This window comes from Methanocella sp. MCL-LM (genome assembly GCF_049676595.1).
In the GTDB taxonomy this organism is placed as follows: domain Archaea; phylum Halobacteriota; class Methanocellia; order Methanocellales; family Methanocellaceae; genus Methanocella_A.
The window spans coordinates 2,075,836-2,101,708 of the sequence record NZ_CP187259.1 but is presented as its reverse complement, the minus strand read 5'-3'; the positions used below and the strand labels follow the sequence as shown (position 1 = coordinate 2,101,708).

General features: G+C 55.3%; 27 protein-coding genes and 1 pseudogene. 7 read left to right on the top strand and 21 right to left on the bottom strand.

From position 1 onward, the window contains the following. Positions 1 to 1,110, bottom strand: a complete 1,110-nt coding sequence (locus ACPLPM_RS10850; RefSeq protein WP_424356797.1) for a CorA family divalent cation transporter — start codon at positions 1,108 to 1,110, stop codon at positions 1 to 3. A gap of 112 nt (positions 1,111 to 1,222) precedes the next feature. On the opposite strand from ACPLPM_RS10850, the gene ACPLPM_RS10845 reads away from it, so the two are divergent. From ACPLPM_RS10845 to gltA, 3 genes are read left to right on the top strand one after another with little or no spacing between them, the layout of a single operon-like run. Then, positions 1,223 to 1,369, top strand: coding sequence for a hypothetical protein (locus tag ACPLPM_RS10845; protein WP_424356796.1), 147 nt, complete (start codon positions 1,223 to 1,225; stop codon positions 1,367 to 1,369). Position 1,370: 1 nt separating this feature from the next. Continuing rightward, complete coding sequence (locus ACPLPM_RS10840) at positions 1,371 to 2,228, top strand: sulfide/dihydroorotate dehydrogenase-like FAD/NAD-binding protein (RefSeq protein ID WP_424356795.1); 858 nt, start codon at positions 1,371 to 1,373, stop codon at positions 2,226 to 2,228. Further along, positions 2,210 to 3,604 carry an NADPH-dependent glutamate synthase gene (gltA, locus tag ACPLPM_RS10835; protein ID WP_424356794.1) on the top strand — a complete coding sequence of 465 codons (1,395 nt, stop codon included), beginning with the start codon at positions 2,210 to 2,212 and terminating at the stop codon, positions 3,602 to 3,604. The genes ACPLPM_RS10840 and gltA overlap by 19 nt, the downstream gene beginning before the upstream one ends. 15 nt (positions 3,605 to 3,619) lie before the next feature. On the opposite strand, the gene ACPLPM_RS10830 is transcribed toward gltA, so the two are convergent. Next, positions 3,620 to 4,183 carry a hypothetical protein gene (locus tag ACPLPM_RS10830; protein WP_424356793.1) on the bottom strand — a complete coding sequence of 188 codons (564 nt, stop codon included), beginning with the start codon at positions 4,181 to 4,183 and terminating at the stop codon, positions 3,620 to 3,622. A 188-nt stretch (positions 4,184 to 4,371) separates the two neighbouring features. On the opposite strand from ACPLPM_RS10830, the gene ACPLPM_RS10825 reads away from it, so the two are divergent. Beyond that, positions 4,372 to 5,226 carry a hypothetical protein gene (locus ACPLPM_RS10825; protein WP_424356792.1) on the top strand — a complete coding sequence of 285 codons (855 nt, stop codon included), beginning with the start codon at positions 4,372 to 4,374 and terminating at the stop codon, positions 5,224 to 5,226. A 29-nt stretch (positions 5,227 to 5,255) separates the two neighbouring features. Here ACPLPM_RS10825 and ACPLPM_RS10820 read toward each other — a convergent pair whose 3' ends face one another. The 4 genes from ACPLPM_RS10820 to crcB all read right to left on the bottom strand — a co-directional run bounded on the left by ACPLPM_RS10820 (position 5,256) and on the right by crcB (position 8,258). Continuing rightward, a complete protein-coding gene (locus tag ACPLPM_RS10820) occupies positions 5,256 to 6,452 on the bottom strand; it encodes a WD40 repeat domain-containing protein (RefSeq protein WP_424356791.1) in 1,197 nt (398 codons plus the stop codon). A 718-nt stretch (positions 6,453 to 7,170) separates the two neighbouring features. Further along, entirely contained in the window at positions 7,171 to 7,494 is a 324-nt protein-coding gene (locus tag ACPLPM_RS10815; RefSeq protein WP_424356790.1) for a DUF190 domain-containing protein, read from the bottom strand. A gap of 45 nt (positions 7,495 to 7,539) precedes the next feature. Continuing rightward, positions 7,540 to 7,893 carry a fluoride efflux transporter FluC gene (locus tag ACPLPM_RS10810; protein WP_424356789.1) on the bottom strand — a complete coding sequence of 118 codons (354 nt, stop codon included), beginning with the start codon at positions 7,891 to 7,893 and terminating at the stop codon, positions 7,540 to 7,542. Beyond that, positions 7,881 to 8,258, bottom strand: coding sequence for a fluoride efflux transporter CrcB (crcB, locus tag ACPLPM_RS10805; protein ID WP_424356788.1), 378 nt, complete (start codon positions 8,256 to 8,258; stop codon positions 7,881 to 7,883). The genes ACPLPM_RS10810 and crcB overlap by 13 nt, the downstream gene beginning before the upstream one ends. A 159-nt stretch (positions 8,259 to 8,417) precedes the next feature. On the opposite strand from crcB, the gene sepS reads away from it, so the two are divergent. Next, complete coding sequence (gene sepS, locus ACPLPM_RS10800; protein ID WP_424356787.1) at positions 8,418 to 10,016, top strand: O-phosphoserine--tRNA ligase; 1,599 nt, start codon at positions 8,418 to 8,420, stop codon at positions 10,014 to 10,016. A gap of 33 nt (positions 10,017 to 10,049) precedes the next feature. On the opposite strand, the gene ACPLPM_RS10795 is transcribed toward sepS, so the two are convergent. Beyond that, a complete protein-coding gene (locus ACPLPM_RS10795; protein ID WP_424356786.1) occupies positions 10,050 to 10,685 on the bottom strand; it encodes a DUF2284 domain-containing protein in 636 nt (211 codons plus the stop codon). An 84-nt stretch (positions 10,686 to 10,769) separates the two neighbouring features. Between ACPLPM_RS10795 and ACPLPM_RS10790 the strand changes: the two genes are divergently transcribed. Both ACPLPM_RS10790 and ACPLPM_RS10785 read left to right on the top strand, forming a co-directional pair. Next, the gene (locus ACPLPM_RS10790) at positions 10,770 to 11,390 is read left to right on the top strand and encodes an endonuclease V (protein ID WP_424356785.1); all 621 of its coding nucleotides are present in this window, start codon (positions 10,770 to 10,772) and stop codon (positions 11,388 to 11,390) included. Between the two features lie 85 nt (positions 11,391 to 11,475). Then, a complete protein-coding gene (locus tag ACPLPM_RS10785; protein ID WP_424356784.1) occupies positions 11,476 to 12,231 on the top strand; it encodes a hypothetical protein in 756 nt (251 codons plus the stop codon). A gap of 14 nt (positions 12,232 to 12,245) precedes the next feature. Here ACPLPM_RS10785 and ACPLPM_RS10780 read toward each other — a convergent pair whose 3' ends face one another. The 14 genes and pseudogenes from ACPLPM_RS10780 to ACPLPM_RS10715 all read right to left on the bottom strand — a co-directional run bounded on the left by ACPLPM_RS10780 (position 12,246) and on the right by ACPLPM_RS10715 (position 25,864). Beyond that, a complete protein-coding gene (locus ACPLPM_RS10780) occupies positions 12,246 to 13,667 on the bottom strand; it encodes a PH domain-containing protein (RefSeq protein ID WP_424356783.1) in 1,422 nt (473 codons plus the stop codon). Next, positions 13,657 to 14,142 (bottom strand): PH domain-containing protein, encoded by a 486-nt coding sequence (locus ACPLPM_RS10775; protein ID WP_424356782.1) that lies wholly within the window; start codon positions 14,140 to 14,142, stop codon positions 13,657 to 13,659. The genes ACPLPM_RS10780 and ACPLPM_RS10775 overlap by 11 nt, the downstream gene beginning before the upstream one ends. A 56-nt stretch (positions 14,143 to 14,198) precedes the next feature. Beyond that, positions 14,199 to 14,720: a 3-isopropylmalate dehydratase gene (locus ACPLPM_RS10770; RefSeq protein WP_424356781.1), complete on the bottom strand. Its 522-nt coding sequence runs from the start codon at positions 14,718 to 14,720 to the stop codon at positions 14,199 to 14,201. A 1-nt stretch (position 14,721) separates the two neighbouring features. Continuing rightward, on the bottom strand, positions 14,722 to 15,978 hold the full coding sequence (locus ACPLPM_RS10765) for a 3-isopropylmalate dehydratase large subunit (RefSeq protein ID WP_424356780.1): 1,257 nt from the start codon (positions 15,976 to 15,978) through the stop codon (positions 14,722 to 14,724). Positions 15,979 to 16,165: 187 nt separating this feature from the next. Continuing rightward, entirely contained in the window at positions 16,166 to 16,966 is an 801-nt protein-coding gene (locus tag ACPLPM_RS10760; protein ID WP_424356779.1) for a formylmethanofuran dehydrogenase subunit C, read from the bottom strand. Positions 16,967 to 16,968: 2 nt separating this feature from the next. Beyond that, a pseudogene (gene fwdA, locus ACPLPM_RS10755) lies at positions 16,969 to 18,721 on the bottom strand (tungsten-dependent formylmethanofuran dehydrogenase subunit FwdA). A gap of 10 nt (positions 18,722 to 18,731) precedes the next feature. Next, entirely contained in the window at positions 18,732 to 20,096 is a 1,365-nt protein-coding gene (locus ACPLPM_RS10750) for a formylmethanofuran dehydrogenase subunit B (protein WP_424356778.1), read from the bottom strand. A gap of 3 nt (positions 20,097 to 20,099) precedes the next feature. Continuing rightward, complete coding sequence (locus tag ACPLPM_RS10745) at positions 20,100 to 20,513, bottom strand: molybdopterin dinucleotide binding domain-containing protein (RefSeq protein ID WP_424356777.1); 414 nt, start codon at positions 20,511 to 20,513, stop codon at positions 20,100 to 20,102. Between the two features lie 23 nt (positions 20,514 to 20,536). After that, entirely contained in the window at positions 20,537 to 21,079 is a 543-nt protein-coding gene (locus ACPLPM_RS10740; protein ID WP_424356776.1) for a hydrogenase iron-sulfur subunit, read from the bottom strand. Next, positions 21,079 to 23,052: a 4Fe-4S binding protein gene (locus tag ACPLPM_RS10735; protein WP_424356775.1), complete on the bottom strand. Its 1,974-nt coding sequence runs from the start codon at positions 23,050 to 23,052 to the stop codon at positions 21,079 to 21,081. The genes ACPLPM_RS10740 and ACPLPM_RS10735 overlap by 1 nt, the downstream gene beginning before the upstream one ends. 11 nt (positions 23,053 to 23,063) lie before the next feature. Next, a complete protein-coding gene (hdrB, locus tag ACPLPM_RS10730; protein ID WP_424356774.1) occupies positions 23,064 to 23,975 on the bottom strand; it encodes a CoB--CoM heterodisulfide reductase subunit B in 912 nt (303 codons plus the stop codon). Further along, positions 23,972 to 24,514 (bottom strand): CoB--CoM heterodisulfide reductase subunit C, encoded by a 543-nt coding sequence (gene hdrC / locus ACPLPM_RS10725; protein ID WP_424356773.1) that lies wholly within the window; start codon positions 24,512 to 24,514, stop codon positions 23,972 to 23,974. The genes hdrB and hdrC overlap by 4 nt, the downstream gene beginning before the upstream one ends. Positions 24,515 to 24,516: 2 nt before the next feature. Then, the gene (locus tag ACPLPM_RS10720) at positions 24,517 to 25,608 is read right to left on the bottom strand and encodes a 4Fe-4S binding protein (protein WP_424356772.1); all 1,092 of its coding nucleotides are present in this window, start codon (positions 25,606 to 25,608) and stop codon (positions 24,517 to 24,519) included. Between the two features lie 22 nt (positions 25,609 to 25,630). Beyond that, positions 25,631 to 25,864, bottom strand: coding sequence for an ATP-binding protein (locus ACPLPM_RS10715; RefSeq protein WP_424356771.1), 234 nt, complete (start codon positions 25,862 to 25,864; stop codon positions 25,631 to 25,633). Positions 25,865 to 25,873: the final 9 nt, after the last annotated feature.

Sequence of the window (25,873 nt, the reverse complement as noted above, 5' to 3'; positions counted from 1 at the left end):
CTATTTTCTCACGATATCATCGTCCCTCTTGCTGTTCCAGACATGCCAGACCCAGAAGACGGAGATAAGCGTAGCGATGATGGTCGACCCGAGCAGGAAGGGCAGGTACCACACAGCATCAGTCATGTTCCAGTTCAGGCTGCTGACTACCGTGGCGATGGTGTTCGGCACCAGGAAAGCGGTGCCCAGCACGGTGAGGTAGGCGGTGACCAGCGCAAACCGGTTATTCATCTGCTGGAGCTGGTTGTTATAGATGCTCTGCATGACTTCCAGGCCGGAAGCGAGCACGTTGGACATCTGCTCCGACAGCTCGATGTGCCGGTCGATGTTATCGGACAGTATACCTATCCTGCCCAGCAGCTTGTCATCGTCCGTAAGCAGGTCAGCGTCGCCGTAGCGCAGGTTTTCAATGACGTCCTTGGAAGCCCAGAGCGCATCGATGTAGGTGATCAGGATGTGCTTCATCTCGTAGATTTCCCGGGCGATCAGCTTTTTGTTATACTCCTCGTCGATCAGCCGCCGGCTGATGTCGTCACCGTGCTTCTCGATCTCCCGCAGGTACTCAAAGTTCCGGTCGTTGTTCTCGTCGATGATGCGCTCGAGTATCAGGGTAACCTTGTCGACCTTGGACTCGGCCGTGATCTTTTTCATGAAAGTCGGCGCGTACCGGAACAGCTTGATCAGGCGGACGATGTCCTGATCGTGGACTGTCATGATGAGGTTGTCCCTCATGAGGATGACCAGCGGCCGGACTTTTACGTCGAAGTCTTTGACCATGACCGATGGCATCATGATGCCCAGCTCGGTATCCGCATCTTCGTAGGACGAGAAGAAGCCTGACAACAGCTTGGGGGGCGGTATCTGGGTAAAGCCCATTACTGCCATGATTTTTTCGAGGTCTTTGTCCAGGTCGTGGGAAGTATAGTCCACCCACGCCACGCTCGCCGTGGGAATCACGCTCAAGTATTCCTCGAGGGACTTTTCGGTTATCCGCTCTACCTGACCGTCGTGATGCATCAGCACGCATGTGCTCATGGGCATCATACTTTTGTTTGCGTTCACCTGAACTGTCTGGGTCACCTGGCTTTCCGTGAAACCACCCCTGCGCAATTTTTGATTGTATATGCGTAGTTAGACAAATACTTAGCTATCTTCAGGCAGGCTCAAAGTACGGCAGGCATATATAGATACATTTATATAAAATATTGACAATTTAGGTATCATGGATAGCAGGTGCCTGGTAATCAGTAGAAAGTATATCAGGCTGGCAACAGTTATTCCCGGTGTTGTAAAACTCTGGAGCCAAAATATATTTAAGGCACACATGGCATTGATTGCCTTGAATAAAAAAGACCCGGAAGGAGCTTAACTTGTACAGGATCATCTCTAAAACAGAGCTCGCCACCTTTACCACTCAGCTGGTGGTGGAGGCTCCGGACGTCGCCCGAAAAGCGCAAGCCGGACAGTTCGTCGTAGTCAGAGCCGGTGAAAAGGGGGAGCGCATACCCCTCACTATCGCAGACTATGACAGGGAAAAAGGAACTATCACCATGGTAGTCCAGCCAGTCGGCAGCTCTACGGGGAAAATTTGTTCTATCTGCGAAGGCAGCAGCCTGCACGACGTGGCCGGCCCGCTGGGGAACGCGAGCGAAATGATCGAGAACGGCATCGTCGTCTGCATCGGCGGCGGCATCGGCATCGCCCCGATCTACCCGATAGCGAGAGAATTCAAAGCCCGCGGTAACAGAGTTATCTCGATCATAGGCGCCAGAAGTGCCGAACACCTCTTCTGGGAAGACAAACTCGGGGCGGTCAGCGATGAGCTGCACATAGCCACTGACGACGGATCGAAGGGCATCAAAGGCTTTGTCACCATGCCCTTAGCCGACCTGATCAACTCCGGCACAAAGATCGACAGGGTCATCGCCATCGGCCCGCTCATCATGATGAAAAACATCGCCAATACCACCAGGCCTCATGGAATCAAGACGATCGTCAGCCTGAACCCGATCATGGTAGACGGGACAGGCATGTGCGGGTCGTGCAGGGTCAGCGTCGGCGGCCAGACAAAGTTTTCCTGCGTCGACGGCCCGGAGTTCGACGCCCACCTCGTAGATTTCGAGGGCCTGATGGCGAGAGGGCGGATGTACGCTGACGAAGAGAAAAAATCAGTTGAAACTTACCAGCATGAAAAAGACGGAGTTCCACTATGCCTGACAAGGAGATAATCGACAGGCGCAACAGGATCGAACCTAAGGAGCAGGACCCCTCTGAAAGAGTGAAAAATTTCGACGAAGTCGCAGGCACCTACACGCCAGAACAGGCTCTTGCAGAAGCCAAACGCTGCCTCAAGTGCAAGACTCCCATGTGCATCGAAGGCTGCCCGGTAGGCATTGATATCAGAAAGTTCATCGACGAGATCAAGGAGGGCAAGTTCGAAGATGCCGCCCGCACCATCAAGGACAAGAACAACCTCCCGGCCATCTGCGGCAGGGTCTGCCCCCAGGAGTCCCAGTGTGAAAAGCTCTGTATCCTGAACATGAAGTGGACCCCCGTGGCCATCGGCCGCCTGGAAAGGTTTGCCGCCGAGCACGAAAAGCAGGGCGAAAAGCCAGTCATCCCGGAATGGAACGGCAAAAAGGTCGCAGTCATCGGCTCTGGACCCGCAGGACTTACCGCAGCCGGCGAGCTGGCAAAAATGGGCTACAAAGTAGTTATCTTCGAAGCGCTGCACACCGCAGGCGGAGTCTTGACCTACGGTATCCCCGAGTTCAGGCTGCCCAAAGACATCGTGGCCAGAGAAGTGGACTACGTCAAGAGCCTCGGAGTCGAGATCAGGCTCAACCAGATTGTGGGCAAGACCATCACGATCGACGAAATGTTGAAAGAGTACGACGCCGTCTTCATCGGCAGCGGCGCAGGCCTCCCCACATTCATGGGAATCCCCGGCGAAAACCTCTGCGGAGTATACTCGGCCAACGAGTACCTGACCAGAGTCAACCTGATGAAGGCCTACCAGTTCCCGGAACACGACACCCCGATCAAGCAAAGCCAGAAGGTCGCAGTCGTCGGCGGCGGCAACGTAGCCATGGACGCTGCGAGGACCGCCAGAAGGCTCGGAGCCCACGTCTACCTGATTTACCGCAGGGGCGAAGAAGAGATGCCGGCAAGGCGTGAGGAAGTCATCCACGCCAGAGAGGAAGGCATCGAATTCAGGCTGCTCACCAACCCGACGAAAGTGGTAGGCGACGAAAAAGGCTGGGTCAAAGGCATCGAAGTCATCACCATGGAGCTTACCGAGCCCGACGCATCCGGCCGCAGAAAGCCTGTACCGGTCAAAGGCAGCGAGACTGTCATCGACGTCGATACGGTCATCATAGCCATCGGCACCTCACCGAACCCGCTGCTCGTCAAGACGACCCCCGGCCTCAAGACCAACGGCCACGGCGGCCTGGAAGTGGACGGCTACTCGTTTATGACCTCCAGGGAAGGCGTGTTCGCCGGCGGCGACGCAGTCTCGGGCTCTGCGACCGTGATCAGCGCGATGGGCCAGGCGAAAGAAGCCGCTCAGGCTATCGACGATTACATCAAAAGCAATGAATAACAGGGTCGCTTCCTGTTATTCCACCCTATGTTTCTTGCCGAACGCTTTGATCATAGCACCAGTAAGCAGCGCAGCTATTGCGGCGAGTATTGCAGCAATTATGCTGTAGACGATTAACTCCCCGATAAGGGCGCTTAAGAGCCAGGATTGAATATCGCCCATTAGGCTTCCAACTCCTCCATAGTACATGTTGGAAAGTAGGATGAAGCCCAACTGAAATGGCACGCTGACAGCCTGAGAGACGGCTCCGGCTATTGCTCCTGCGATCAGCAGATCCGCCATACCCGTTGCCGCCTTTGCGGTAAACCAGGCTGCCAGAATACCTGCCAGCACATACAGGGCAAAGATGATTAAACCCCCAGCGATGAGGGCGATTCCGGCAATCATCACTTCAGGCGGAATATCGGTCGTACCTGGAGGATAGTACACAGGATTCAAGGACTGCTGTGCGGCCCATTCCCTTACTGACGGCTTTGATAGAGCCCAGTCAAAGATAAAATGAGATGCAAACCTTGTGAGTATGATGATGACTGCACAAATCAAACCCGCCTTAATCGCTTTTAGATATTTTGCTTCCATATGTAACCCTTGAAATATAATCGATTATAATATCTGGATAGCACCTTAAATTTACCGGTGTGAAAAGAAGTTTAAGATCGTAGACGGGCATCATCCTTATAATAAAGTATTTGTATCGTTTTTGTAATCGCTATTATATCGAAGCAGATCAGGAGAGACATAATAGCTCTTAAGAGGTACTTTTAAGCATGACCGAAGAAGACGTGCTGCAGCGCAGAATGAAAGAAATCCTCCTCAAGGAGACACCATACGTCTTAGAGGAAGCCCGCTTTGGCATGTTCGATCTCGCCGTTTACGTGCCTGAAGAGACTTCTTTTGAAGGCTTGACTGAAAGCGCCCCGGTCAGCGCTGTAAGGGCCTGTAACAAGTATTTACTGGACGGCACCTGCGCCGACCGCAAGAAGCACTTCCTGGCGAACTTCGAGCCGATCTACGATGAGCACTGCCTGCTGGAAGGGTTCAGGGATAAGTCCGCGGGAACTGTCGTTTCCGAAAGAGAGCTGAACGCCTTGATGGCAGATCGTAAGACCATCAAGAAGTACATCTCCTGCGACGCCGCAGAGCACCGGTGCGATTATCTTGTAAAGCGGATCAGCGCCGAACAGTCTTTCTCTACTGGTCTCCGCCTCAGCGCAGGCCTGCACCTCATCGAGTTCAAGAGCGACCACGATGACGTCAACCGGTTCTTAGAGCAGTTACCCCACTACGCAATGCTGGCAGACTACATCTGGCTCGTGCTGGGCAGCAAGCAGAAAGAGCCTAAATGGCTGCCTTCTTATGTCGGCCTCTTTCGGGAGACCGATGATGGCTTTTCAATGATTAAAGACAGCCAGTACCACAAGCGTTTACCTCCGTTAAGCGCCGACGTTCTCCGGGAGTGTAACCTGCCCAACGTGAGAGGTGAACAGTTCTACGCGTTCCTGCGGAAATGGTTTATCAATTCCATCTTTTACCGCAGAGAAGGGCTCGTCGTAAACATGCACGAGCTAGACGGGGTGCTGAAAGAGCAGGAGAAGAAGGGCAGGCAGAGCAGACTTTTTTAGCGCGTGAGAAAGAGAGATTTTATTTCAGGCTACTGCCCACGCCGGTTCATCATCTCGCAGTAATTACAGAAAGTTCTGCTGCTAAGAATAGGCGCACCGCACCTGACGCAGACGTTGGCGGGGCCGGCAGGTGCTCCAGGCCGCGGGTCTACGGGCTTGCCGTCTTTGCCGCGAAGTGCTTTCTGCCGGTCTGCTTCCATGAGCTTTAAGACTTTCACCTGCTCCCTTGCGAGGTACTGGAGATACCGGTTGATGCTAAACAGGTAGGTGGTATCTCTGGCCCCCGTCGCGAAGTAGTTACCGTCGCCGCTGCAGCCGAGGCCGAGGGCAACATCTTCGAAGAGGTACATCAGGAGCTGGTCACCTTTCTTGTTCAGGACGTAGACACCCTTGGAGGCCGTCGTAGCGAAAACCAGGCTGCCGTCATCGGATATTTTCACCCGGACTACGGGCCCGGGAATGATCGCTTTCCACAGCATGTTCAGGTTCTTATCCGTGAAGTAAACCTGCGAGTTAGTGAAGCCGATGGCCAGATAGCGGCCATCATCCGTGATAGAGAGGTCGTTAATCTGGCCCGCATAAGTGCTGCTGGCCAGTTCGTTGCCCCTGTCGCTCAGGCAGTACAAAGTATTGTTCATCACTTCGAGCACGTAGCTGAACTCCCCGTCGAACGCAGTGAAGACATATACGACAGGCGAGTTAGTGATGAACTCCCACCGGAGCTGCCCCTCCCGGGTGAACATGTAAGTCCGGCCTTCGGCCGTACCCACCACGATCAGGCTGCCGCTGCCGGAAACACAAACGGACGTCACGGGCTTTCTGAAGGTCCTGCTCCAGGTTACAGTGCCTTTCCTGTCGAGGAACCTTACCGAACAGTCATCGTAGCCGGCTACGATCAGCGAGCCTTCCGGATCCATATCTACCGTATTCAGCCGCTTACCCACACGGTACGTCCAGAGCTGCTCTCCCCGCTTGTTAAAGAAGGAGATGATACTGTCCTTCGAATGAGAGACGACATATTCCCCGTCGTCCGAAACCTTGACGAACGCCACCTCGTCGCCAGTGGTGTTCGCCCATAAAAGCTTACCACCGAACTCCATGAGGTAAACATCGTGATCTTCCGAGGCGGCCCCGATAAACGAGCCGTCAGGGGTCATGTAAACGTGAGTGATCTTACCGTGCGCCTGGCGCTTCCACTCCGCGTTCAAGATTTTTTCCGGCTGCATTCCCCTACCTCTGACCTAGATTTAGTTATGTTGTAGACCTAAGGCATAATAAGTATGCCGGTACCGTATAGTAAATAAACAATTGTAATTCTTACCACGGTAACACAGCGATACAATGGTAGTACGATCAACCATTAGCCAGTGGTTACTGAAACCACGGCGGCACAGCGACACAGAGACAGTGCGATCCACAAATAGCCGGATGGTGACTAGAACCACGGCGGCACGGCGACACAGCGACAGTACGAGAAACGATGGCTGGATGGTTATTGAAACCACGGCGGCACAGCGACACAGCGACAGTAGTGAACCGGTAAAAAGTGAACTCTTTTTCAGTCCACGGCGACACGGAGACAGTGCATTAACCAAAAGCTGCTTACCAGGTAATCATTTCAGCCTGGGTATCTGATCAATAGTCTGAAAGCTCCAACGCCCCGTTGAATCCTATCAGGCTTAGCACAATAATACTGGAAAAGGTGATTGTCTCCGTGCCCTCGGGCCTCGGTGTCGCCGTGGATCATAAAAAGAGCCTTGCCATTCGGGTGCGCTTTGTCTCCGTGCCGCCGTGCCGCCGTGGTTCGAACATTTTTTCCAGGAATGGCGATACACGGTTGTCCCCGTGCCGCCGTGCCGCCGTGGTTCAAAAAATAGTTCTTGTTATCATGTCTCGCCCGATCGCCGTGCCGCCGTGCCGCCGTGGTTAGAACCTCTGTTTTTGTCATGGTAGTTTTCGGGACATGCTCACCGGCTGGGTTATGACGAGCCCGTGCTGGACGAGGCTGTCGACTTCGTCGCGGACTTCCATGACCCGCTCGGCTGTGTCGGCGACTTCTACCACGACGGGGAGGTCGAGGGACAGGCGGAAGACGTCGAAGCTTTTGATGTCTTTTTCGTGGCCGAAGCCCATGAGCCCGCGGTAGACTGTGCAGCCGGGGAAGCCTTTTTGCCGGAAGTACTCTACGAGGTACTTGTAGGCCGGCTGATCGTGGATCCTGGCGGTCTCCGAGACGTATATTCGAAGTAGCATTCCATTAGTAAACATTAGTTATCCCCTTGTACTTTACAGGTATTTAACATTACCAATCGGTCACATTATCAGGCCTGCTACCTTAAACCCGAGGTAGGCTGCCAGCAGGCTTCCGGCCACATTATAGAGGATATTGGCACCTGCGGTCTTATAGTCCCGGCTCTCGATCAGGCGGAAGGTTTCGAACCCGAAGGTGGAAAAGGTCGTATAGCCTCCGAGAATGCCCGTGCAGAGGAGATCGTACATCTCTCCCGTCACGTCCAGGCCGATTAAGAGAGTGATCAGGAAGCTGCCTGTGACATTCACGAACAGGGTTCCGGGAGGTATTCCCCTCGGCGCCTGCATGCGGGAGATCTGAAAGCGAAGCAGCGAGCCAACGGCACCACCGATGCCGACGAGCACTAGCGGGTCCATTTTGGCCCCCTCGCCAGCAGCATCGCCGCCTGGCGGCCGATCAGGACTCCTGCGAGCCCGAGGAACAGGTTGCCGAGCACGTTGAGAACGGCGATCTCAGGAGATGCCTGCAGCGTCTGGAGACTGAACGTCGAGAAGGTCGTGAAAGCGCCGATGAAGCCAGAGCCGAAGACGGCCCGGACGGTCGGGCTGAACATGCCGGTAAAAAGCGATTCGTAAAGCAGGAAGCCCAGTACGATACAGCCGAGTACGTTGATTATCAATATTCCCGGCATCGAGGGCACTATGGCGTTGACTACATACCGTGCGCTAGCTCCAGCAAACCCGCCTGCTGCGACCAGTGCGTAAAGCTCGGTGTCTCGCATGAACAGCCTCTTAATGTATCGCACCCCATAAAAGTGTTCCGCGCCAGAATCTTGCAGCGTGAAGGCCTTTGTTCAGCAGAGCAGGCCAGTTATCACAAATCCTATATAATATCAGCATTACTTACATTATACAAAACCATATCACAGAGGCCATTTTCTATGAAGTTCGATCCTGAGCAGGTAAAGCTGGAGACGAAAGAAGACTTTGACAGGGCCTGGAGTACCAGCGGCAAGTACGTCGCGCAGCCGGACCCGAACAGGGATTATACAATGCACAACGAGCCCGGTAAGGCTCATCCGGTCTACGACACGCTTAACAAACTCCGGGAAGCTTACCTTAACCTCGGCTTCGAAGAAATGGTCAACCCGATCATCATCGAGGAAAGCGACATCTTCCGCCAGTTCAACTACGAGGCGCTGGCCGTTCTGGACAGAGTTTACTACATCGGCGGCCTCCCCAGGCCCAACGTAGGGATTTCTGACGAGCGCTTTGCTCAGATCGAGCATATCTTCGGCCGCACTCTGGCGGATACGGATAAAGAAACTATACGGGAAATCCTGCACAAGTACAAGAAGGGCGAGATCGAGGGCGACGACCTGGTCGCAGACCTGGCGGCCGGCCTGAAGATTCAGGACTCGAAGATCGCAGTCATGATCGACCACGTCTTCCCCGAGTTCAAGAAGCTGGAGCCAGTGGCCTCCCGTAAAACTCTCAGGAGCCATATGACCTCGGGCTGGTTCATCTCGCTGGCCTCGATGGTCAACCGCCGCACGACGCCGCTCAAGCTGTTCTCCGTGGACCTCGTGTTCCGCCGGGAGCAGGAAGAGAACGCCGACAGGCTGAGAGCGTACCACTCCGCATCCTGCGTGATCATGGACCCCGAAGTCACGGTCGAGCATGGCAAAGCCGTCGCAGCAGGCCTCCTCAGACAGTTCGGCTTCTCCCAGTTCAAGTTCAAGCCCGACGACAAGCGCAGCAAATACTATACACCAGATACCCAGATCGAGGTCTATGGGTACCACCCTGCGCTGAAGGGCAGCAACACTAAGTACAAGGATGGATGGGTAGAGATAGCTACCTTCGGTGTATATTCTGCTACAGCTCTGGCACAGTATGACATTCCTTATCCCGTCATGAATCTCGGCCTCGGCGTGGAACGCCTCGCCATGATTCTTCACCAGGCGAAGGACATGCGTGACATGGTCTACCCGCAGTTCAAGGAAGAGTGGGACCTGACCGATGCAGAGATCGCCCACATGATCTCCATGGAGAAGCACCCGCAGACGAAAGAAGGCCACGACATCGCCATGGCCATCATCGCCACTGTCGAAAGGAACGGTTCTGCGCCGAGCCCGTGCAGGTTCGACGCCTGGGAAGGCACCCTTAACGGCAAGAAAATCAAGGTCTACCTCGAAGAGAAAGAGGAAGGCAAAAAGCTCTGCGGCGGCGCCATCATGAACGAGGCGTACGTCTACAAGGGCGACCTCCTCGGCATCCCCTTAAACAACCCCAAGTTCGCCGAAGTAGCCCAAAAAGGCGCCCCGACCGGCATCAGGAACATCGACGCGATCGCCAACGCAGCCGCCCGCAACATCGAGGAAGGCGTATACGAGACCACCGTCAAGATGTCCCGCGCCCCCGGAGACGTGTACATTAAAGTCGACCCGGTTGCGCTCCGGTACATCCAGGGCAAGAAACACAAGATCGACTTCCGCGGGCCGGTGTTTACCAGCATTAAGGCTGAGCTCGTCGAGTAAAATCAGTGCCTCCGGGCACTGACTCATTTTTTATCACTCGATTAGCAGCAGCCCATAAGAGTTGATCTCCGTAGTCGTAATCATACCATACTCATTGTTTTTGCACGGCACCACACTGATCGGCAGCCCGGCTTTTCTCACGGTAGCGAAGACGTCGATGCCTGCCGCTTCCATGGATGTCCTGACTTTCTCGCCGTGGGGGCAGTTTCTTTTGACGGACAGGTCTACTACTCCCTGCATCTGCTCGGCTGCGCATTCGTCGCAGAAGATGCAGGGGTATGCGGCGAAGCCGAGGGCTTTATAGTACCCCTGGTAGAAAGCATGCTGCTCCAGCTCGTAGATTGTTTCGTGTATCCAGACGATGAGCCCTTTCAGAAAATGGTGCCAGTTTTTGGGCATGGAGCCCAGATCGGTATCCGTCATGCCGGGAATACCCGCGAACCGGATGAGATACGCCTTGTGATACTCCGCCAGCAGTTCTCGCGTCTTCTCAAGCCCGGGTACATAAGGCGGGCAACTCAGGTGCTTCGCATAACCCTTGCAGCCGAACTGGCACTTCCATCGCACCCACTCGCTGACCAGGACATCTTTTGTCCTGACCTCGTGGATAGTTACGTTGTTTTTGGTAGCGATCTCAACCAGCCCTTTCTTCAGCCGGCGGTAGTCCATACAAGGCCCCCTATTAGCATTATATCAGTGTGATATTATATAATTCGCAATTAGCATATATATGAACCGGACAGATCAGTTTACGTGAAGGTTGATGCACTGTACCGGGAGCAGGAACAACTGGCAAAGAAAGCAGTATTCTACGATGCGTTCGGGAAACTGGATTCCATCGCTGGCATAGACTGTTCATATTATGGCGACCTGATCATCGGCGGAGCGGTTGTTATCGACCTGAATACGCTGGAGCCTGTTGAGAAAGCCCACACGATTCTAAAACTCGATTTCCCGTACATCCCGGGCTTGCTGGCCTACCGGGAAGCGAAGGCCATGATCAGCGCCTGCAGGAAATTGAAGAGCGACGTGGATGTACTGATGATCGACGGCTTCGGCACTAACCACCCCAGGCGGTGCGGCATCGCCACCCAGATCGGCCTCCAGCTTGAAATGCCCACAATAGGAGTTGGAAAGAGTTTCCTCTGCGGCAATATCAGGGACGATGGTTACGTGTACCAGGGAGCCGAACGCACGGGAAAGCTGATCTATTCTTCACGCTCAAAGAAGCCGGTTTACGTCTCGCCCGGACATAGAATTTCTCTTGATACCAGCGTCGAGCTGGTCGAGAAATGCATGAAGTCGGACAGGATTCCCGAGCCGACCCGGCTGGCTCACGAGTACGTGACCGGAGTAAAGAATACTTTGAAATAGGCGGCCATGCGCCGACAGCCGACGCTTGCTGGCCAATATATATCTCTTCCCGGCATCATAAATTACAATTATGCGAGGATATCCCATGAGTAAACAAATGTTATTACTGGCAGTCAGCGCACTGGCCATCGTCCTGGTGGTCGGCGCTGTCAGCGGATGCACGACGACGAGCACACCGACTCCGGGAACCGGTACAAGTACAGTTACCAGCACACCAACGAGCACCCCGGCTTCGACAAGCCCGGGAACTCCGGCGACGGCCGTCACCGGAGCCCCGACAATCAGCACGGCCGGAAATACGATCACGATTGCCGGCTCTCAGGACGGCACAGTCGAACCGCAGCTAGAGACGGGTGGCTACATCGTGGAGATACTGTATAAGGAGGAGGTTGAAGTGGATGCCGGTAACTACTTTATTCAGGCAACCGCAAACATGTTCCCTGCCAGGCCCGACGGCTGGCACCTGTCCATTAGTCCAGCCAACATCCAGGGTGGAAACCCCCTCAAGATCAAGGCTTCCAGCCCGTACAGGATCACACTGACTAAACTGCCTCTGGCAGCCACGCCTGACACCACGCCTAAGACCTACAAGGGAACCGGCAGCACCGTCGTGGGCCCCATCACTCTGAACCAGGGAACGGTGACCCTGAAAGGCGTCTCAGGCGAGGTCAAGGCGCAGCTTTACGATGCCACCACCGGCATCTTTGTCAGCTTCGATCGCAGTCTCTATACCACTGATGGTCCGGCCGAGATAACTGAGGATGTGCCGCAGGATGGCTCGTACCTGATACATGTGATCGACAAAAAATACAGCGACTGGGAATTTACGGTTTCCCAGTAGAAGAATATTGCCGGCTAATCGGCTGGCCGTTTTCTGAGGCGGTCCCAGATAACGGTAGCGTCCTGAATACCCAGCCCCTTGAGATCAATGACAGTCCCCGCTATCTGGGACATCAAAGCTACGCGCAGGCGAGCCAGATGTGCTCTTGCCTGCAAGGGATTAGCCGACAACCCAATCCACTGGATCCGGTTAACTGGTATGATATGGGTCTTTCTCCCGAGCAGCCTTGACCGGATTACCAGGGTCTTATCTGTTAGGCGGTATCCGGCGTCCAGGTACTGTAAGATTGTTAGTATCATGATCAGGATGCCCGGCAGTAGAAGCAGGTAAGCCCATGGTACAACGTAGATTACTGCGCAAATAATTCCAGTAATGACGAGACCAGATATCAGGTAGCCGGGCAGTGCTCTCGAGGGTAGCCGGGACACAGAAAGGTCCTCCGAAAACTCGGGTAGTACCCGGTCGAGGAATTGCTTTACCTGGCTCTTAGGCATTAACGGGAAAATGAGTTTAGCTTCGCTGCCCTTGCTGCCGTAGCCTGCGCTGATGACTTCCACCGAGGCGAGACCGAACGGCTGCCTTAGCAGGCCTTCGGTGATGGTGATGGCTTGAATCTTCTTAATGGGGAGTGTAACCTGCCTTCGGTCGAGAATACCCCGGTCTATGACAATCCGGTCATCCAGGCGGGTCAGGGTAAATCCGCCGAGCCGGATGATCGAGCCTATGACTGAAAAGATCCAGGACACTGCCAGAATGGCAACGAGTAGCAGGATGATCGATAACCAGCCGCTGCTGGCCTGGTTTACCAGGTATTCGCCGATGATCAGGTAGATGTTTGTTCCGGGTATGAAGTCACCTATCTGGGACAGTAGCGCAATGATAGCGAAGAAGATCACGCCGATGCCGTTGGAAGTGCTGGCTGCCTGCAGGAGAGCCTTTGTCGACAGCCGTTCAGTGATCAGGTTCTCCTGTTTCTCAACGCTCACCCGGATATGCCCGCTGCCGATCAGAGCTTTGAGCTCTTCAGCATCCTGGCGGGTCAGCGCGGATAATGAAAACTCCGCCTTTTTATCGCTGCCCGCCGTCTGAACTTCGAGGCTGACCAGGCCGAAGAGCCGCTGGATTAAGCCTTCGCTGATCTGCACGCCCTGGATGCGCTCGAAAGGAATAGAGCGCTTTTTCGTGGTGATTACCCCTGATTCCATGTAGAGCTCGCTACCCCGGACATAGTAGACGAGCCTCCACCATGCCAGTATCGTATAGGCGCAATAAGCCACGATGACTACCGGGATCAGGTAACTGATCCACGCGGTGAGATCTCCTCTGGCGAGCAGGACGATGGCGATCGGTAAAAATGCCTGGATGAGCCCGTAGACATTCTTTATGAGGAGAGTGAGGACGGCTACGGGATGCAGGCGTCTCGGCTTATCCAGCATCTTCTTCAGTCACCCTGGCCAGCTCTGCTATCCGGTCCCGCAGCGACGCCGCATCGCTGTCAGACAGGGCAGGTATCTCGTGGTTTCCGGCCGCCGTAGCTATGGTCACAGTCGCCAGCCCGAACAGCCCCAGTAGCGGGCCTTTGACAGTATCCACATGCTGGACCCGGGTCATGGGGATCAAGGTCCGGTGCTTGACAACGACCCCGTGCCGGAGATAGATTTCCATGTCGCTGATCTCGTATCGCCAGGTATTCCACCGTACTGTGGGCACTATCAAAATTTCATAGGCAGATCCGATCAAAGCCAGTACGGCAAGTCCGGCAGTAACCCACCCTGGCAGCACCTGCCAGAGGCTTGAGGCGTACCAGTAGGACACCACTACCGCCCAGTAGATGACTGCTGAAATCACTCCGGCTAAACGCCAGTAGTTCACCGCCCGGCTGTCGAGCCGGTGTTCGGGTTCGTCACGCATGGTAGACACCGATGCAGGTACCTTAAGGTCTTAAAATGAAAAATGAGGCAAGCGTATTACTGCTTGCCCTCGTGCTGCTTCTTCAGGTAGGGCATGAGGCCGCCGGCTTCCAGGAGTTCCTGCATGAACGCTGGAATGGGCTTCATGGGCAGGGTCTTGCCAGTGGTGTGGTTGATGACTACGTTTTTCTCGAAGTTGACCTCGAGGTCGTCGCCCTGCTTCGCCTCTTTCGAGATACCCTTACATTCTATCAGCGGAAGCCCGATGTTGAAGCCGTTCCGGTAGAATATCCTCGCGTAGGAATCCGCGATGATGCAGGATACGTCGCAGGCCAGGATGACCTGGGGTGCCTGCTCTCTCGAGGAGCCGCAGCCGAAGTTGTTGGCGGCTACGAGAATCGGGCTCTTGACTTTCTGGGAGTCGGCGTAGAACGTCGGGTCGATGGACTCGAACGCGTGGACTGCCAGCTTCTTCAGGTCGAGCTCGTCGTACTTGTACTTGCCCGAGATGACTTCGTCGGTGTTGGTGTCAGGAGGGTAAATCCTGAGGACAGTAGATCTGATTGTCTTGAGAGCCATTTTAGAGCACCTCCCTCGGGTCGGTTACTTTGCCATAGATGGCACTGACTGCCGCCACAGGCACGTTAGAGAGATAAATTTCGGACTTGTTGTTGCCCATCCTGCCCTTGAAGTTCCGGTTCTGGGTGGAGAGCACCTTCTCGCCGTCGCCCAGCGCTACGGTCCGCCCTATGCAGAAGCCGCAGCCCGGCGGGCATACTGCTGCGCCGGCCTCGACGAGTGTCTGGATGTAGCCTGCTTTCATGGCTTCGAGCATGACTCCTCTGCTGGCTGCATATACTACGAGGCGGGTGTCCTTGTGGACCTTCTTGCCGTTGAGAATTTCGGCTGCGACCTTGAGGTCTTCCAGCCTGCCGTTGGTGCAGGAGCCTATGCATACCTGGTCGAGCTCCATGCCCGCGAAATCGGATACCGGCTTCACGTTGTCCACCCTGTGGGGGTAGGCGATGAGCGGCTCCAGTTTGGTGGCGTCGACGTGCAGCTCGTTGGCGTAGTGTGCGTCCTTGTCTGCGGCGAGGGGCTTGTACTCGTTCTCACGGCCGTACTTTGCCAGGAACTGTCTCGCCTTCTCGTCAGCGGCGCAGAGGCCGACTTTGCCGCCTGCCTCGATGGCCATGTTGGACATGACCAGCCTGGACTCGACAGTCATGTTCTTGACGGTGTCGCCCATGAACTCCATGCTCATGTACGTCGCGCCGTCGGCGGTGATCTCTTTGACGATGTGCAGGAATACATCTTTAGAGGTGACGTACTTCGGCAGCTCGCCGTTAATGTCGAACTTGAAGGCTTCGGGGACGCGCAGCCAGGTGGTGCCATAGGCCATGATGGCGCCGACGTCGGTGGAGCCCATGCCCGTGCCGAACGCTGCGAGGGCGCCGTGAGTGCAGGTGTGGCTGTCGCCGCCGATGATGATCTTGCCCGGGGCGGAGAACTTCTCGGCCACGATCTGGTGGCAGATACCGTCACCGTTCTCGAAGAAGTACGGCATGTTGTTCTCCTTCGCGAACTTCCTCATGAAGATCTGGACGTTGGAGACCTGCTCGCTGGGAGACGGAGAAGCGTGGTCGCATACGCCCGCCACTTTCTTCGGGTCGAACACCTTGCGGGTGCCGAGTTCTTTCTCCATCTGCTGGATAGCCAGCGGCATCGTGCCGTCGTGTGAAAATACGAAGTCTACGGGGACAGTTACTATGTCTCCCGGGACACAATCCTTGCCGCTTTTCGCGGACAAAATTTTCTCTGCAAGCGTCTTGCCCATCAATGTTCACCTGAAGGTGTGTGATGCTATTGCGGGTTTAGATTATAAGTTTTTTCATGTGCGGCCTGAGGCCGCACGAAGGTTTAAGGATATGGGTAGCGTGCAGTCGCCAGCTGCCCGGCCCGGTCATAAAAAAAAGGGGCAGGACATCTACGACAAAGATGTCCGCCAACGATCAATCCACGCTCTATGCTTTCACGTAGAGGGTGCCTTTTCCGGCCTCTGCGCGGTCACCGGCGTATACTTTGAACGGCATCTTTTTGCCATCCAGGTCTACTTCTTCCGTTGATTTCAGGGCGAAGCCTGGCATCATGGTGCCGATGGTTCCGAGGACGTAGATGGTGCCGCGGGTCATCTGGGCGCCTACTCTGCTTTCGGCGTTGCCGTGGATCACGATCTTGCCGCCGGGCTCTTTTGCGCCGACTGCTCTGCCGGCGTGAATGCCGGCGTTGATAGTGACGTTGCCTTGCACCGTTATAGTGCCGCCGATCATGTATTCGCCGATGTCGCAACCGGCGTTGCCCTTGACCAGGATGTTGCCGCCTTTCATGCCTCTCCAGTCGCCACGGTACGCTGCGCCCAGGTAGTTGCCGGCGTTACCCTCTATCACGAGATCGCCGCCTTCCATCTGGATGCCGCAGAACGCGTCTGCGTTGCCCTTGACGAGGATGCTGCCACCCTTCATCCAGGCACCGGTGTACATGTCCACGTCACCCTTGCAAAGGATGGCGCCGGCAGTCATCTTACTGCCAATGTACTTGACTCTGGGCACGCTGCCGTTGATAACGATAGCCTGTTCCGCAGCACTGGCGGCGGTAGTGCCGCTGATGTCGAAGAACTTGCCGAGGCGGTGGGTGGTGTTACCCTCCCACACCTTCATGTCAGCGATCTCTTCCAGAGTCTTACCCGCGAACTGGTCAGGGGTGATGCACTCTGCTTCGAGCACGAGGTACTTCTCACCGTTAGGCGTTAAAGTAACTTTCTCCATGATTAGTTGCCCCCTGCCAACGGCCCCGCCTTAATAACCTGCTGATGCGGAGCATAAACATCCTGCACCGGGTAATTATTCAAGGTGACCGAGTAGTACTTCAGGAACTTCTCCACGATATCATTCATGACTTCCTTATTATTGAAGCCATCCGCATCCGACCAGATCGTAAACTTCGGAGCATCGACCGACACAACTTCCCCATCCTTGACAACAATCTCGCCACCCTTAATGGTATAAGCGGCTGCGCCAAACGCCTTGACGATGGCATCCGGCTGCCCGGTAATGTCAGTAGTCTTCGGGTTCAGGTCGTAAATGCTGATATCTGCATCTGCGCCTGCGCCGAGGTGGCCCTTAGTCCTGGACATGCCGAGCGACTTTGCCGGGCCTGCCCTGGTCATCTGGGCAAGCTCATACAGAGACATCTCTCTGCTGATGTCTTTGAGCTTAGTCCGCTCCGGCACCCACTTGTGGAGGGTAGCCATCTTCGCGTCCCTGGCCTTCTTGCTCATGAGCCAGCTTGCGACCACCGGGTACCTGGTGAACGGACCTGCGTTCGGGTGGTCCGTGGTCAGGAAGCACTTCATGGGATCATTCACCAGTAAGGCTAACTCTAAGCCTACGGCCCACTGGATGCCGAAGACGTGGTTCTTCGGGTCGTAGATGAACGGCACTACGCCGGAACCAGTCTCTAATTCTACGTCTAAGTTCGCCCATTTGAGGTGGTTTGTGGAATGGAGGACATACTCGAACGGGCCGTCTGCGGTCATCGTGGTGGTCTCGTCTAAGGTGACGAAGCCTACGTCGATGGTCAGGTGGTCGTGAGTGTTCACGTAGTTGGCGATCTCGTCAGCCTTGGACACGAAGTCCTTCCACGCCGTGCCGCCGTAGGAGTTGAACTGGGCGTGAGTTAAGTGGACGTTCTGGTTCCTGCCGGACTTCTTGTTGGTCTTGATATTTTCGGTCAGGGCCAGAGTCTTGAGCGTGGTGGTGTAGTTGCCGGGGTGGCCGAGGTTGTTGCCGTGCAGGTGAATCGAGTGCGGGAGTCCCAGCCTTTCGTTGGTCTCGCACAGGCCCTGGATAATGTCCTTCGGAGTAACCTCGAAGTACGGTACGGGGTCGTCGATGTCCGTGCAGTTCTTACCCCAGCCCCAGGCTTCCGTTCCGCCGGGGTTGACGATCTTGATGGCGCTGCCCCTGGTTGCCTTGAGGATCCACGCGACGATATGCGTCCAGGTTTTCTTTCTGGTTCTTCTTGATGTATTCCATCGCGAGCCAGTTGTTGCCCAGCAGCGTGAAGGCCGACTGGTCCAGGATCGGGGTGTCGTGCATTTCCTCGTGGGTGTGCCTTGCCAGAAGAGGCGGCATAGCCGCTTCATTGACGAAGGTGTAGCCGAGCTTGGCGTACCTGTACGCGGTAACGAAAGTGCTCGGGACGCTGAAGCCGCCCCCGGCTCTCAGGAGATCGGTGCGGTGCTCCATGGTGTCGTGGAGCTTGTCCTCGGGCCGGTACATCCTGCCCACGTTGACCTTGGGGCCTGCTACGTGGGTGTGGATGTCGACACCGCCGGGCATAACAACTTTGCCCTTAGCATCGATAACCTTCGCCTTGGTGGACAGCTTGGAGGGCTCAACGATCTTGCCGTTCTGGATAGCGATATCCTTGACATCGCCCTTAACGCCATTTAACGGGTCATAAACAAACCCGTTCTTTATTAAAACTTCATTTTTCGGAGTTGTTGGCTTTGCAGACATGATCTATTCCTCACTGTCCTTTCTTCTCTGCCTTGATCTCCTTCACCCTGATCAGAATCCTTTCCAAAATTTCTTTATCAGAGAGAATGCCTTCGGGACCGTCGCAGACCTTTCTGCAGCGGATGGGCACGTTATCCATACGATAGGCAGTGCCTTCCTCCTCGACACCTACGATGGTCGACGGCATGACGATCTTGCTGACTCCGGTCGTCGGAGTTTCATGCGGGTCTATCGCTATAGTGGGGATCTGGGCGTAGTACTTCATGGACGATACCGGGAAGTGTGCGCCGGGGTCGGAAGCGATCACGAGGGCAGCATCACACTCGTGCCTTTGAAGAAGATCATTGGCCGAAGTCTCGCCGGGGTTGTACCTCGGGTAGCCCCTGGAGAAGTCCATCGAGTACGGGAAGCCGCTCTGCCACGACATGACCTGGCCGCTGCCAGTCACATTGTAGTGGCCTCTCATGGCGATGAGGGTGAACTTGGTGTACTTGTTCATGTCGGCTACGAAGGAAATCGCAATGTCGATGTTCCTGTGTTTGCCGATGGTCTGGGTGACACCCATACCGAAGAACAGCAGGCCGAACTTCTTGGATTTAGCCAGATCTGCAAGCTTCTTGATGTCCTCTTTCTTGATGCCGCCTACCACGTCGGGGATGTCCTCGCCGCGAGTAACGGTCCTGAGCGCATCGAGTAATTCGTAGTCCTTGCCCTGTTCGACCTGGACGTGAATGTCTGCCTGCTTCGCAGTGTCAGTCGGCCTCGGATCTACTACCACTACAGTGCGGTCTTTGAAGCCTCTCTCTGTGAAGAAGCCTCTAGGATACGTCGTGTAGCGGCTCATGTGTCTCGGGTGGGCGTGAACCGGGTTGCAGCCCCAGTAGATGATGAGGTCTGCCCTGTTCTTGACTTCGCCGAGCGTGCAGCACGGTGCGCCCACAGTCTGGATAGCCAGGATGGAAGGACCGTGGCAGACGGATGCAGTGTTGTCAGTGACTGCGCCGCATACTTCTGCGAGCTCGTTCCCTACTTCTTGTGCTTCGCAGGAGGTGGAGGACCAGCCGTACATTAACGGCCTCTTCGCGTTCGCCAGGATCTGCGCTGCCCTCTCGATCGCGTAATCGTAGGATACGGGGGCGAACTCTGCGGAGTTCTCTTCCCTCTCCATGGGAGCGTGAATCCTGTGGCCTGCCTGGGCAGACTTGAACTTCTCGTTGCCAATCACGCAGGCGTTGAGCGTGTCGACGACACGGTTGCCGTCCATAATCACCTTGATATCATCGCACAACGTGCCGCAGAAGGGGCAAACAACATCCGTGACTACCTTCAGGTTGCGGCTTTCAGTAGTCACCACATTCTGTTCTGGTATTAACAAAGTTTACCCCTCCTGCTTCTGGATAAGCGTCATCTTCTGGAGCAGCTTTATGCCGTTCTCGACTGTCTCGCCGGGCGCTGGCTCGATCGTGACCTGGACTCCCTTGAAGCTGGGCATTCCAGTCGAATAAGTCTCTGGACTTATGACCTGGTTTGCCCACGGCCCCATGGGAATAAAGGCCAGCCCAGGGTGCGGACCCTGGGTTGCCTTGACCGCCCTGACGAGTACGCTACCGTATGGTGAAACCACCTTTACAGTCTGGCCCGGGAACACGTGAAGCTTCTTCATGTCAGCGACATCCAGCTCACATATTCCACAGGCCTTGATGTAACCGTCGTCATGCTTGTGGCCTTCGATTGCCACGCCCTGCCAGACGGTCCGGCCTGAAATAAGGTTTACATCTATCGAGTTAGTCATCTTCGGGTCTCCTTATGCCCGCCTTACATCTTTTGCAATGGGGCGACTTCGACTTTCTTGCCAGCGCTGATTTTTGCGATCTCTGCCAGATCGTCGCTGCCGGAGCCCGCGTTGATGGCTTCTCCGATAGTTGCCCGGGTGCTTATCGGGCTGGGACCAAGCTCGTTGATGGTTTTAATCATGTCAGTGACAACTTCCGCCCACTTGGCGCCTTCCGATGCCGAGACGAAGGTCATCCTCACCCGCCGGTCGTCAAAGCCGAGCGACCGGAGGACTCTCTTCATGTAGAACATCCTCTTGGCGGCCTTGTAGTTCCCTTCGAGATAGTGGCAGTCGCCGAAGTGGCAGCCGGACACGATTACGCCGTCCGCGCCATCCATGAATGCTTTTACTATGAAGAGTGGGTCTACCCGGCCGGTACACATCATCCGAACTACCCTGATGTCTGAAGGATACTGAATCCTGGCGGTACCTGCAAGGTCTGCGCCCGCGTAGGAGCACCAGTTGCAGACGAGCCCGAGAATCCTGGGCTTCCACTCACCGTTTGTATTATCGTTGTTGGACATTACTGCTCACCTCCGAGCAGGAGCGCATCGATCTGAGCAATAAGCTGAGGTGTGGTAAAGTGCTGCATCTTGATGGCACCGCCGGGGCAGGAGCCTCCGCAGGTACCGCAGCCCTTGCACATTGCATCGTTCACATTAGCTTTCCTGCGTCCACCTTCCAGGTCGACCATGTTGATCGCCTTGTACGGGCACTGACGCTCACAAACGCCGCAGCCGGCACAAATCTCTTCGTTGACCTTGGCAGCGATCGGCTCCAGAGTAACTTTGCCCTGGTTGATGGGTACTGCCGCTGCTGCTGCCGCGCCGGCTGCCTGGGCTACTGTGTCGGGGATGTCTTTCGGTCCCTGGCAGCAGCCTGCGAGGAAGATACCGTCGGTCGAGGTCGAGAACGGGTTCAGCTTGGGGTGAGCCTCAAGCAGGAATAAATCCGAGCTCCTGGATACGAGGAGCTTGTTTCTCAGAGCCTCAGTCGTCTTCCTGGGTACGATGGCGGAGGCGAGGACGACCATTTCGAGTTCTACGTTGATCGGGGTGCCGAGCAGCGTGTCTTCTGCCTGGACCAGGAGGTTCTTGTTCGGGAGCTCCTGGATCTTGGCGACCCTGCCCCTGATGAACTTGGCGCCCTCATCCGAGATCCTGTAATAGAACTCTTCGTACGCCTTACCGAACGACCTGATGTCCATGTAGAACAGGTAAGGTACTACACCGGGCATCTTTTCCATGATCTGGTGAGCGTGCTTGAGCGAGTACATGCAGCATACTCTGGAGCAATATTTGTTCGAGTCCTGATCCCTGGAACCTGCGCAGAGCACGAAGCCTACGTTGTGGGGCTTCTGGCCGTCGGACGGCCTGATCAGCTTGCCGCCGGTCGGACCTGCAGCGTTGATGAGCCTCTCGAAGTGGATACCGGTGAGGACGTTGTCGTATACGCCGTAACCCCACTCCTCTTTCTTCTCAATTTCATAGAGGTCGAAGCCGGTTGCCACGATGATAGAACCGATCTTTAATTCGACAAAGGTATCTTTCATCTCGAGGTCGATGGCCTTCTTGTCGCCGCACTTCTTGACGCACAGCTCGCACTTCACGCAAGAATCGAAGTCGACCGTGAATTTCAAGGGCACTACCTGGGGGTGGCAGATGTAGATGGCCTTCCTGGGGCCCATGCCGACATCGAACTCGTTGGGCCTGGTGACCGGGCATACTGTTGCGCAGTCGCCGCAGCCGTTGCAGGCATCCTCGATAACGCCTCTCGCCTTCCTTCGGACGGTCACTTTAAAGTTGCCGATGAAACCCTCTACATTGTCCACTTCGGAGTATGAAAGAAGTTTGATGTTCGGGTGCCTGCCAGCTTCTGCCATCTTCGGGGACAGGATACACTGGGAGCAGTCGAGGGTCGGGAACGTCTTGTCCAGCCTGGACATGTAGCCGCCAATCGTCGGTTCTTTCTCAATCAGGTAGGTGAGAATACCGGAGTCTGCGAGCTTCATCGCTGCCTCGATACCACCAATGCCTGCGCCGATGACCATTGCGGTCTTCTCGCACGGTACCGATTTAGTCTGGAGCGGCTCGAGGAGCCTGGCCTTTGCGACTGCCATGCGGACGATGTCCTTGGCCTTCTCGGTTGCCCTCTCGGGTTCCTTCATGTGGATCCACGAGGACTGCTCACGAATGTTAGCCATCTCGAACACGAACGGGTTCAAGCCAGCCAGCTCGGTAGCCTTCCTGAAGGTCGGCTCATGCAGACGGGGCGAGCATGCCGCTACTACAATAGCTTCTAGTTTATGCTCTTTTACGGCTGCTTTGATCTTTTCCTGGCCGGGGGTCGAGCACATGTACGGGTACTCGTCAGCGACGATGACTCCCGGAAGCGTCTTTGCGTACTCGGCGATAGCCTTCACATTCACAGTGCCTGCAATGTTGGTGCCGCAGTGACAGATGAAGACTCCTACTCTGTTTTCTTTTGCGTTTGCCATATCTTATCCCCTCACACAATCCTGTCGAGTAACTTGTCAACCTTGATCTGGTGCGCGCTCAGGCCCAGCTCTTCGGGGCTCATGCCCTGGGCGAGGCCTAACAACTGCGAGAAGTGCAGTACAGGAATACCGTAGCTGTCGCCGAACTTCTCCTTGATCTCTACCTGGCCGAGGTCGAACTGCAGGTGGCAGAATGGGCAGACATCGACGATGACGTCGACGCCGACTTCCTGCATGTTCCTGAGCTTCTCGTTGGTCATGTCCAATGCGTAATCCTTCTTGTAACCACGGACACCGCCGCCGGCTCCGCAGCACATCATCTTCTCCTTGTAATCTACCGAGGTTGCGCCGAGAGCCTCGACCATCTCATCGAGGAAAGTGGGCCTCTCCGTAGAGAATGCGGGGCTGCCGAACCTTCTCTCACGAGCGGGCTTGAGCATGTGGCAACCGTAGTGGATACCGACCTTGATACCGTTCAGGGGAGTTACAACCGAGTCCTTGAGCTTCTTGATCCCTACGTCCTTGTAGAGCTGCTCGGCGAGGTGTCTGACCTCGATAGTGCCCTGGAACTCCATGTCCGCAAGCTTCAGCAGCTCGTTGACCTTGGCCTTCTCCGCCGGGTTCTCCTTCAGCTTCTCGTTCACGTCGTACAGGGACTTGTAGCACCCGTTGCATACGACGGTGCAGTCCATGCCCATCTTTTCGGACAGGCAGATGTTCCTGGCAGCCAGGGCTTCCCAGGTCAGGACATCCATGCTGCCGAAGGCGCCGGGAGCGGGACAGCAGGAAGCGCCGACGAGGTCAGCGAACTCCAGGCCCAGGTTCTTGGCAGTCTTCAGGGTTGCAGCCTCAATACCCGGGTAACGGTTCGGAGCGATGCAGCCTAAATATAGTGAGTTCTTGTTAGATGCTGAGTGACTCATTTCTTAGCCTCCAGTTGAGCCTTGATGGCCATGAGACCGGTAGCTTCCATGATCTTCATGATGCCCGGAATGTACTCGGGGTTGGAAGCCGTGGTTGGGGGTTCCGCCTTCAGGCCGAGCTTAACTCTAAGGGCCCTGTTAGCGTCGTTGTTCGGGACAGCGTGGCCGGTCTGGCTGATGAACGTCATGTTCTGCACGAAGTTCTTCGGCACCAGGAGTTCCCTGGTGGCCATGTTCCTCAGGGCGATGATGACGTCAGTCGGCTTGACATGTCTGGGGCACCTGTCAGTACACGTGTAGCAGGTCGAGCAATACCAGATACTGTCATCCCGGAGGAGCTGTTCCTTCATGCCGAGAGCGACCATCCTCATGATCTTCCTGGTTCTGAGGGCGTTGCGCCTTCCCTGGGGGCAGCTGCCGGTGCAGGTTCCGCACTGGTAGCACACAGAGATGTTTTCTCCGCCAGCCTTCTCTACGTCGTGAGTGAAGTTGACTAAACCTTTGTTGAGGTTCATTACCTGTGATTCTAATGCGGTCATGGTTAGGCCTCCTTGATCTTGGGGGTCTTCTCTGCGAAGAGTTTGGCCTCGATCTTGTTGTACAGGTTGGTCTTCTCGCCCGAGACGTTGATCTTGTTCCTCTTCATCGTGATCGTGCTGTCAGCCGGACACGCGTTGATGCAGGCGCCGCAGTAGATGCAGAAGTCCTTGTTATACGCCAGCTTGCCGGGCTTATGACCAGCCTCCTCAACTACAGGCAGGTACAGGGCGTTGCAGGGGCATACGTCTACGCAGGTAGAGCAGCCGGCCGGGCAGTTGCCGGTGTTGATGGTGAGCTCGCCTTCGAAGACTTTCTCGACCTTCGCTGCGTCCTTGGGGCAGATGACCTGACACCAGGTGCAGGTGACGCACTCGTCAGTGTCGATAGCGACCTTACCCGAGAGTTTGGGCTCCTCGATGATCTTGCGCTCGATGCTGATTGCGTCCTCAGGACAGATCTCTACGCAGACTTTGCAGGCGTCACACTTCTTCTCGTCAAACTTAACCTCGCCAATCCTCTTAACAGTCAGGGGAGTCGGCTCCTTATACTCGATCTTGAAAGCGTCGCAAGCCTCAGCACAGATACCGCACTTCGTGCACTTCTGGTCGTCGAGCTTGTAATCGATCGCGTACTTCATGGTCGAAGCAGCCTTATGGCCCTGATCGACCTTCGCTACATCCCTCTTGATAGCATCCCTCGGGCAGACCTCTTCACACAAGACGCATCTGCTGCACTTGGAGTCGTCGATCTTCGCCTTCTTCTCAAGGACAGGGAAGCCCTGCTGCTCAAGAATCGGTAGTTTCTCTGTACCATCTACCGAGAGTTTGATGGCGTTGAACGGGCAAAGGATGTTGCATACGCCGCAGAAAGAGCACTTCTTCTCGTCGACATCGACCTTGGAGACCTTGGCTTTGCCACGGCTCACAGCGCCGATCGGCCCATAGGTAACTGCCTCTTCCGGACAGGCGTCAATACAGACTCCGCAACCAGTACACCGATCCAGATCCACCGTCAGATTTAACTTCTGAGTCAGCAGCTTCTGTTCGATTACCTGCTTATTGTTCTCTGTTTTCTTCGAATAACTGGGAAACATGATTTCTTACTCCTGATAACTCCTACGCTGTCGTGAGCGTGATCGCACGCTGCGGACAGACTTCAAGGCAAACGCCGCAACCATTGCAGACCTCATCGTCAATTACGACCGCCTTGCCGTTCAAGACATTGTAAGTCTTCTTTTTGGTTACCGGATTGGCAACCGTCAACTCCAACGCATTGACCGGGCAGGCGACAACGCAATTATTGCAACCAGTACAGGTCCTGTTCTGGATATCCAGTGAAATTGTCGTCACGTTTGCACC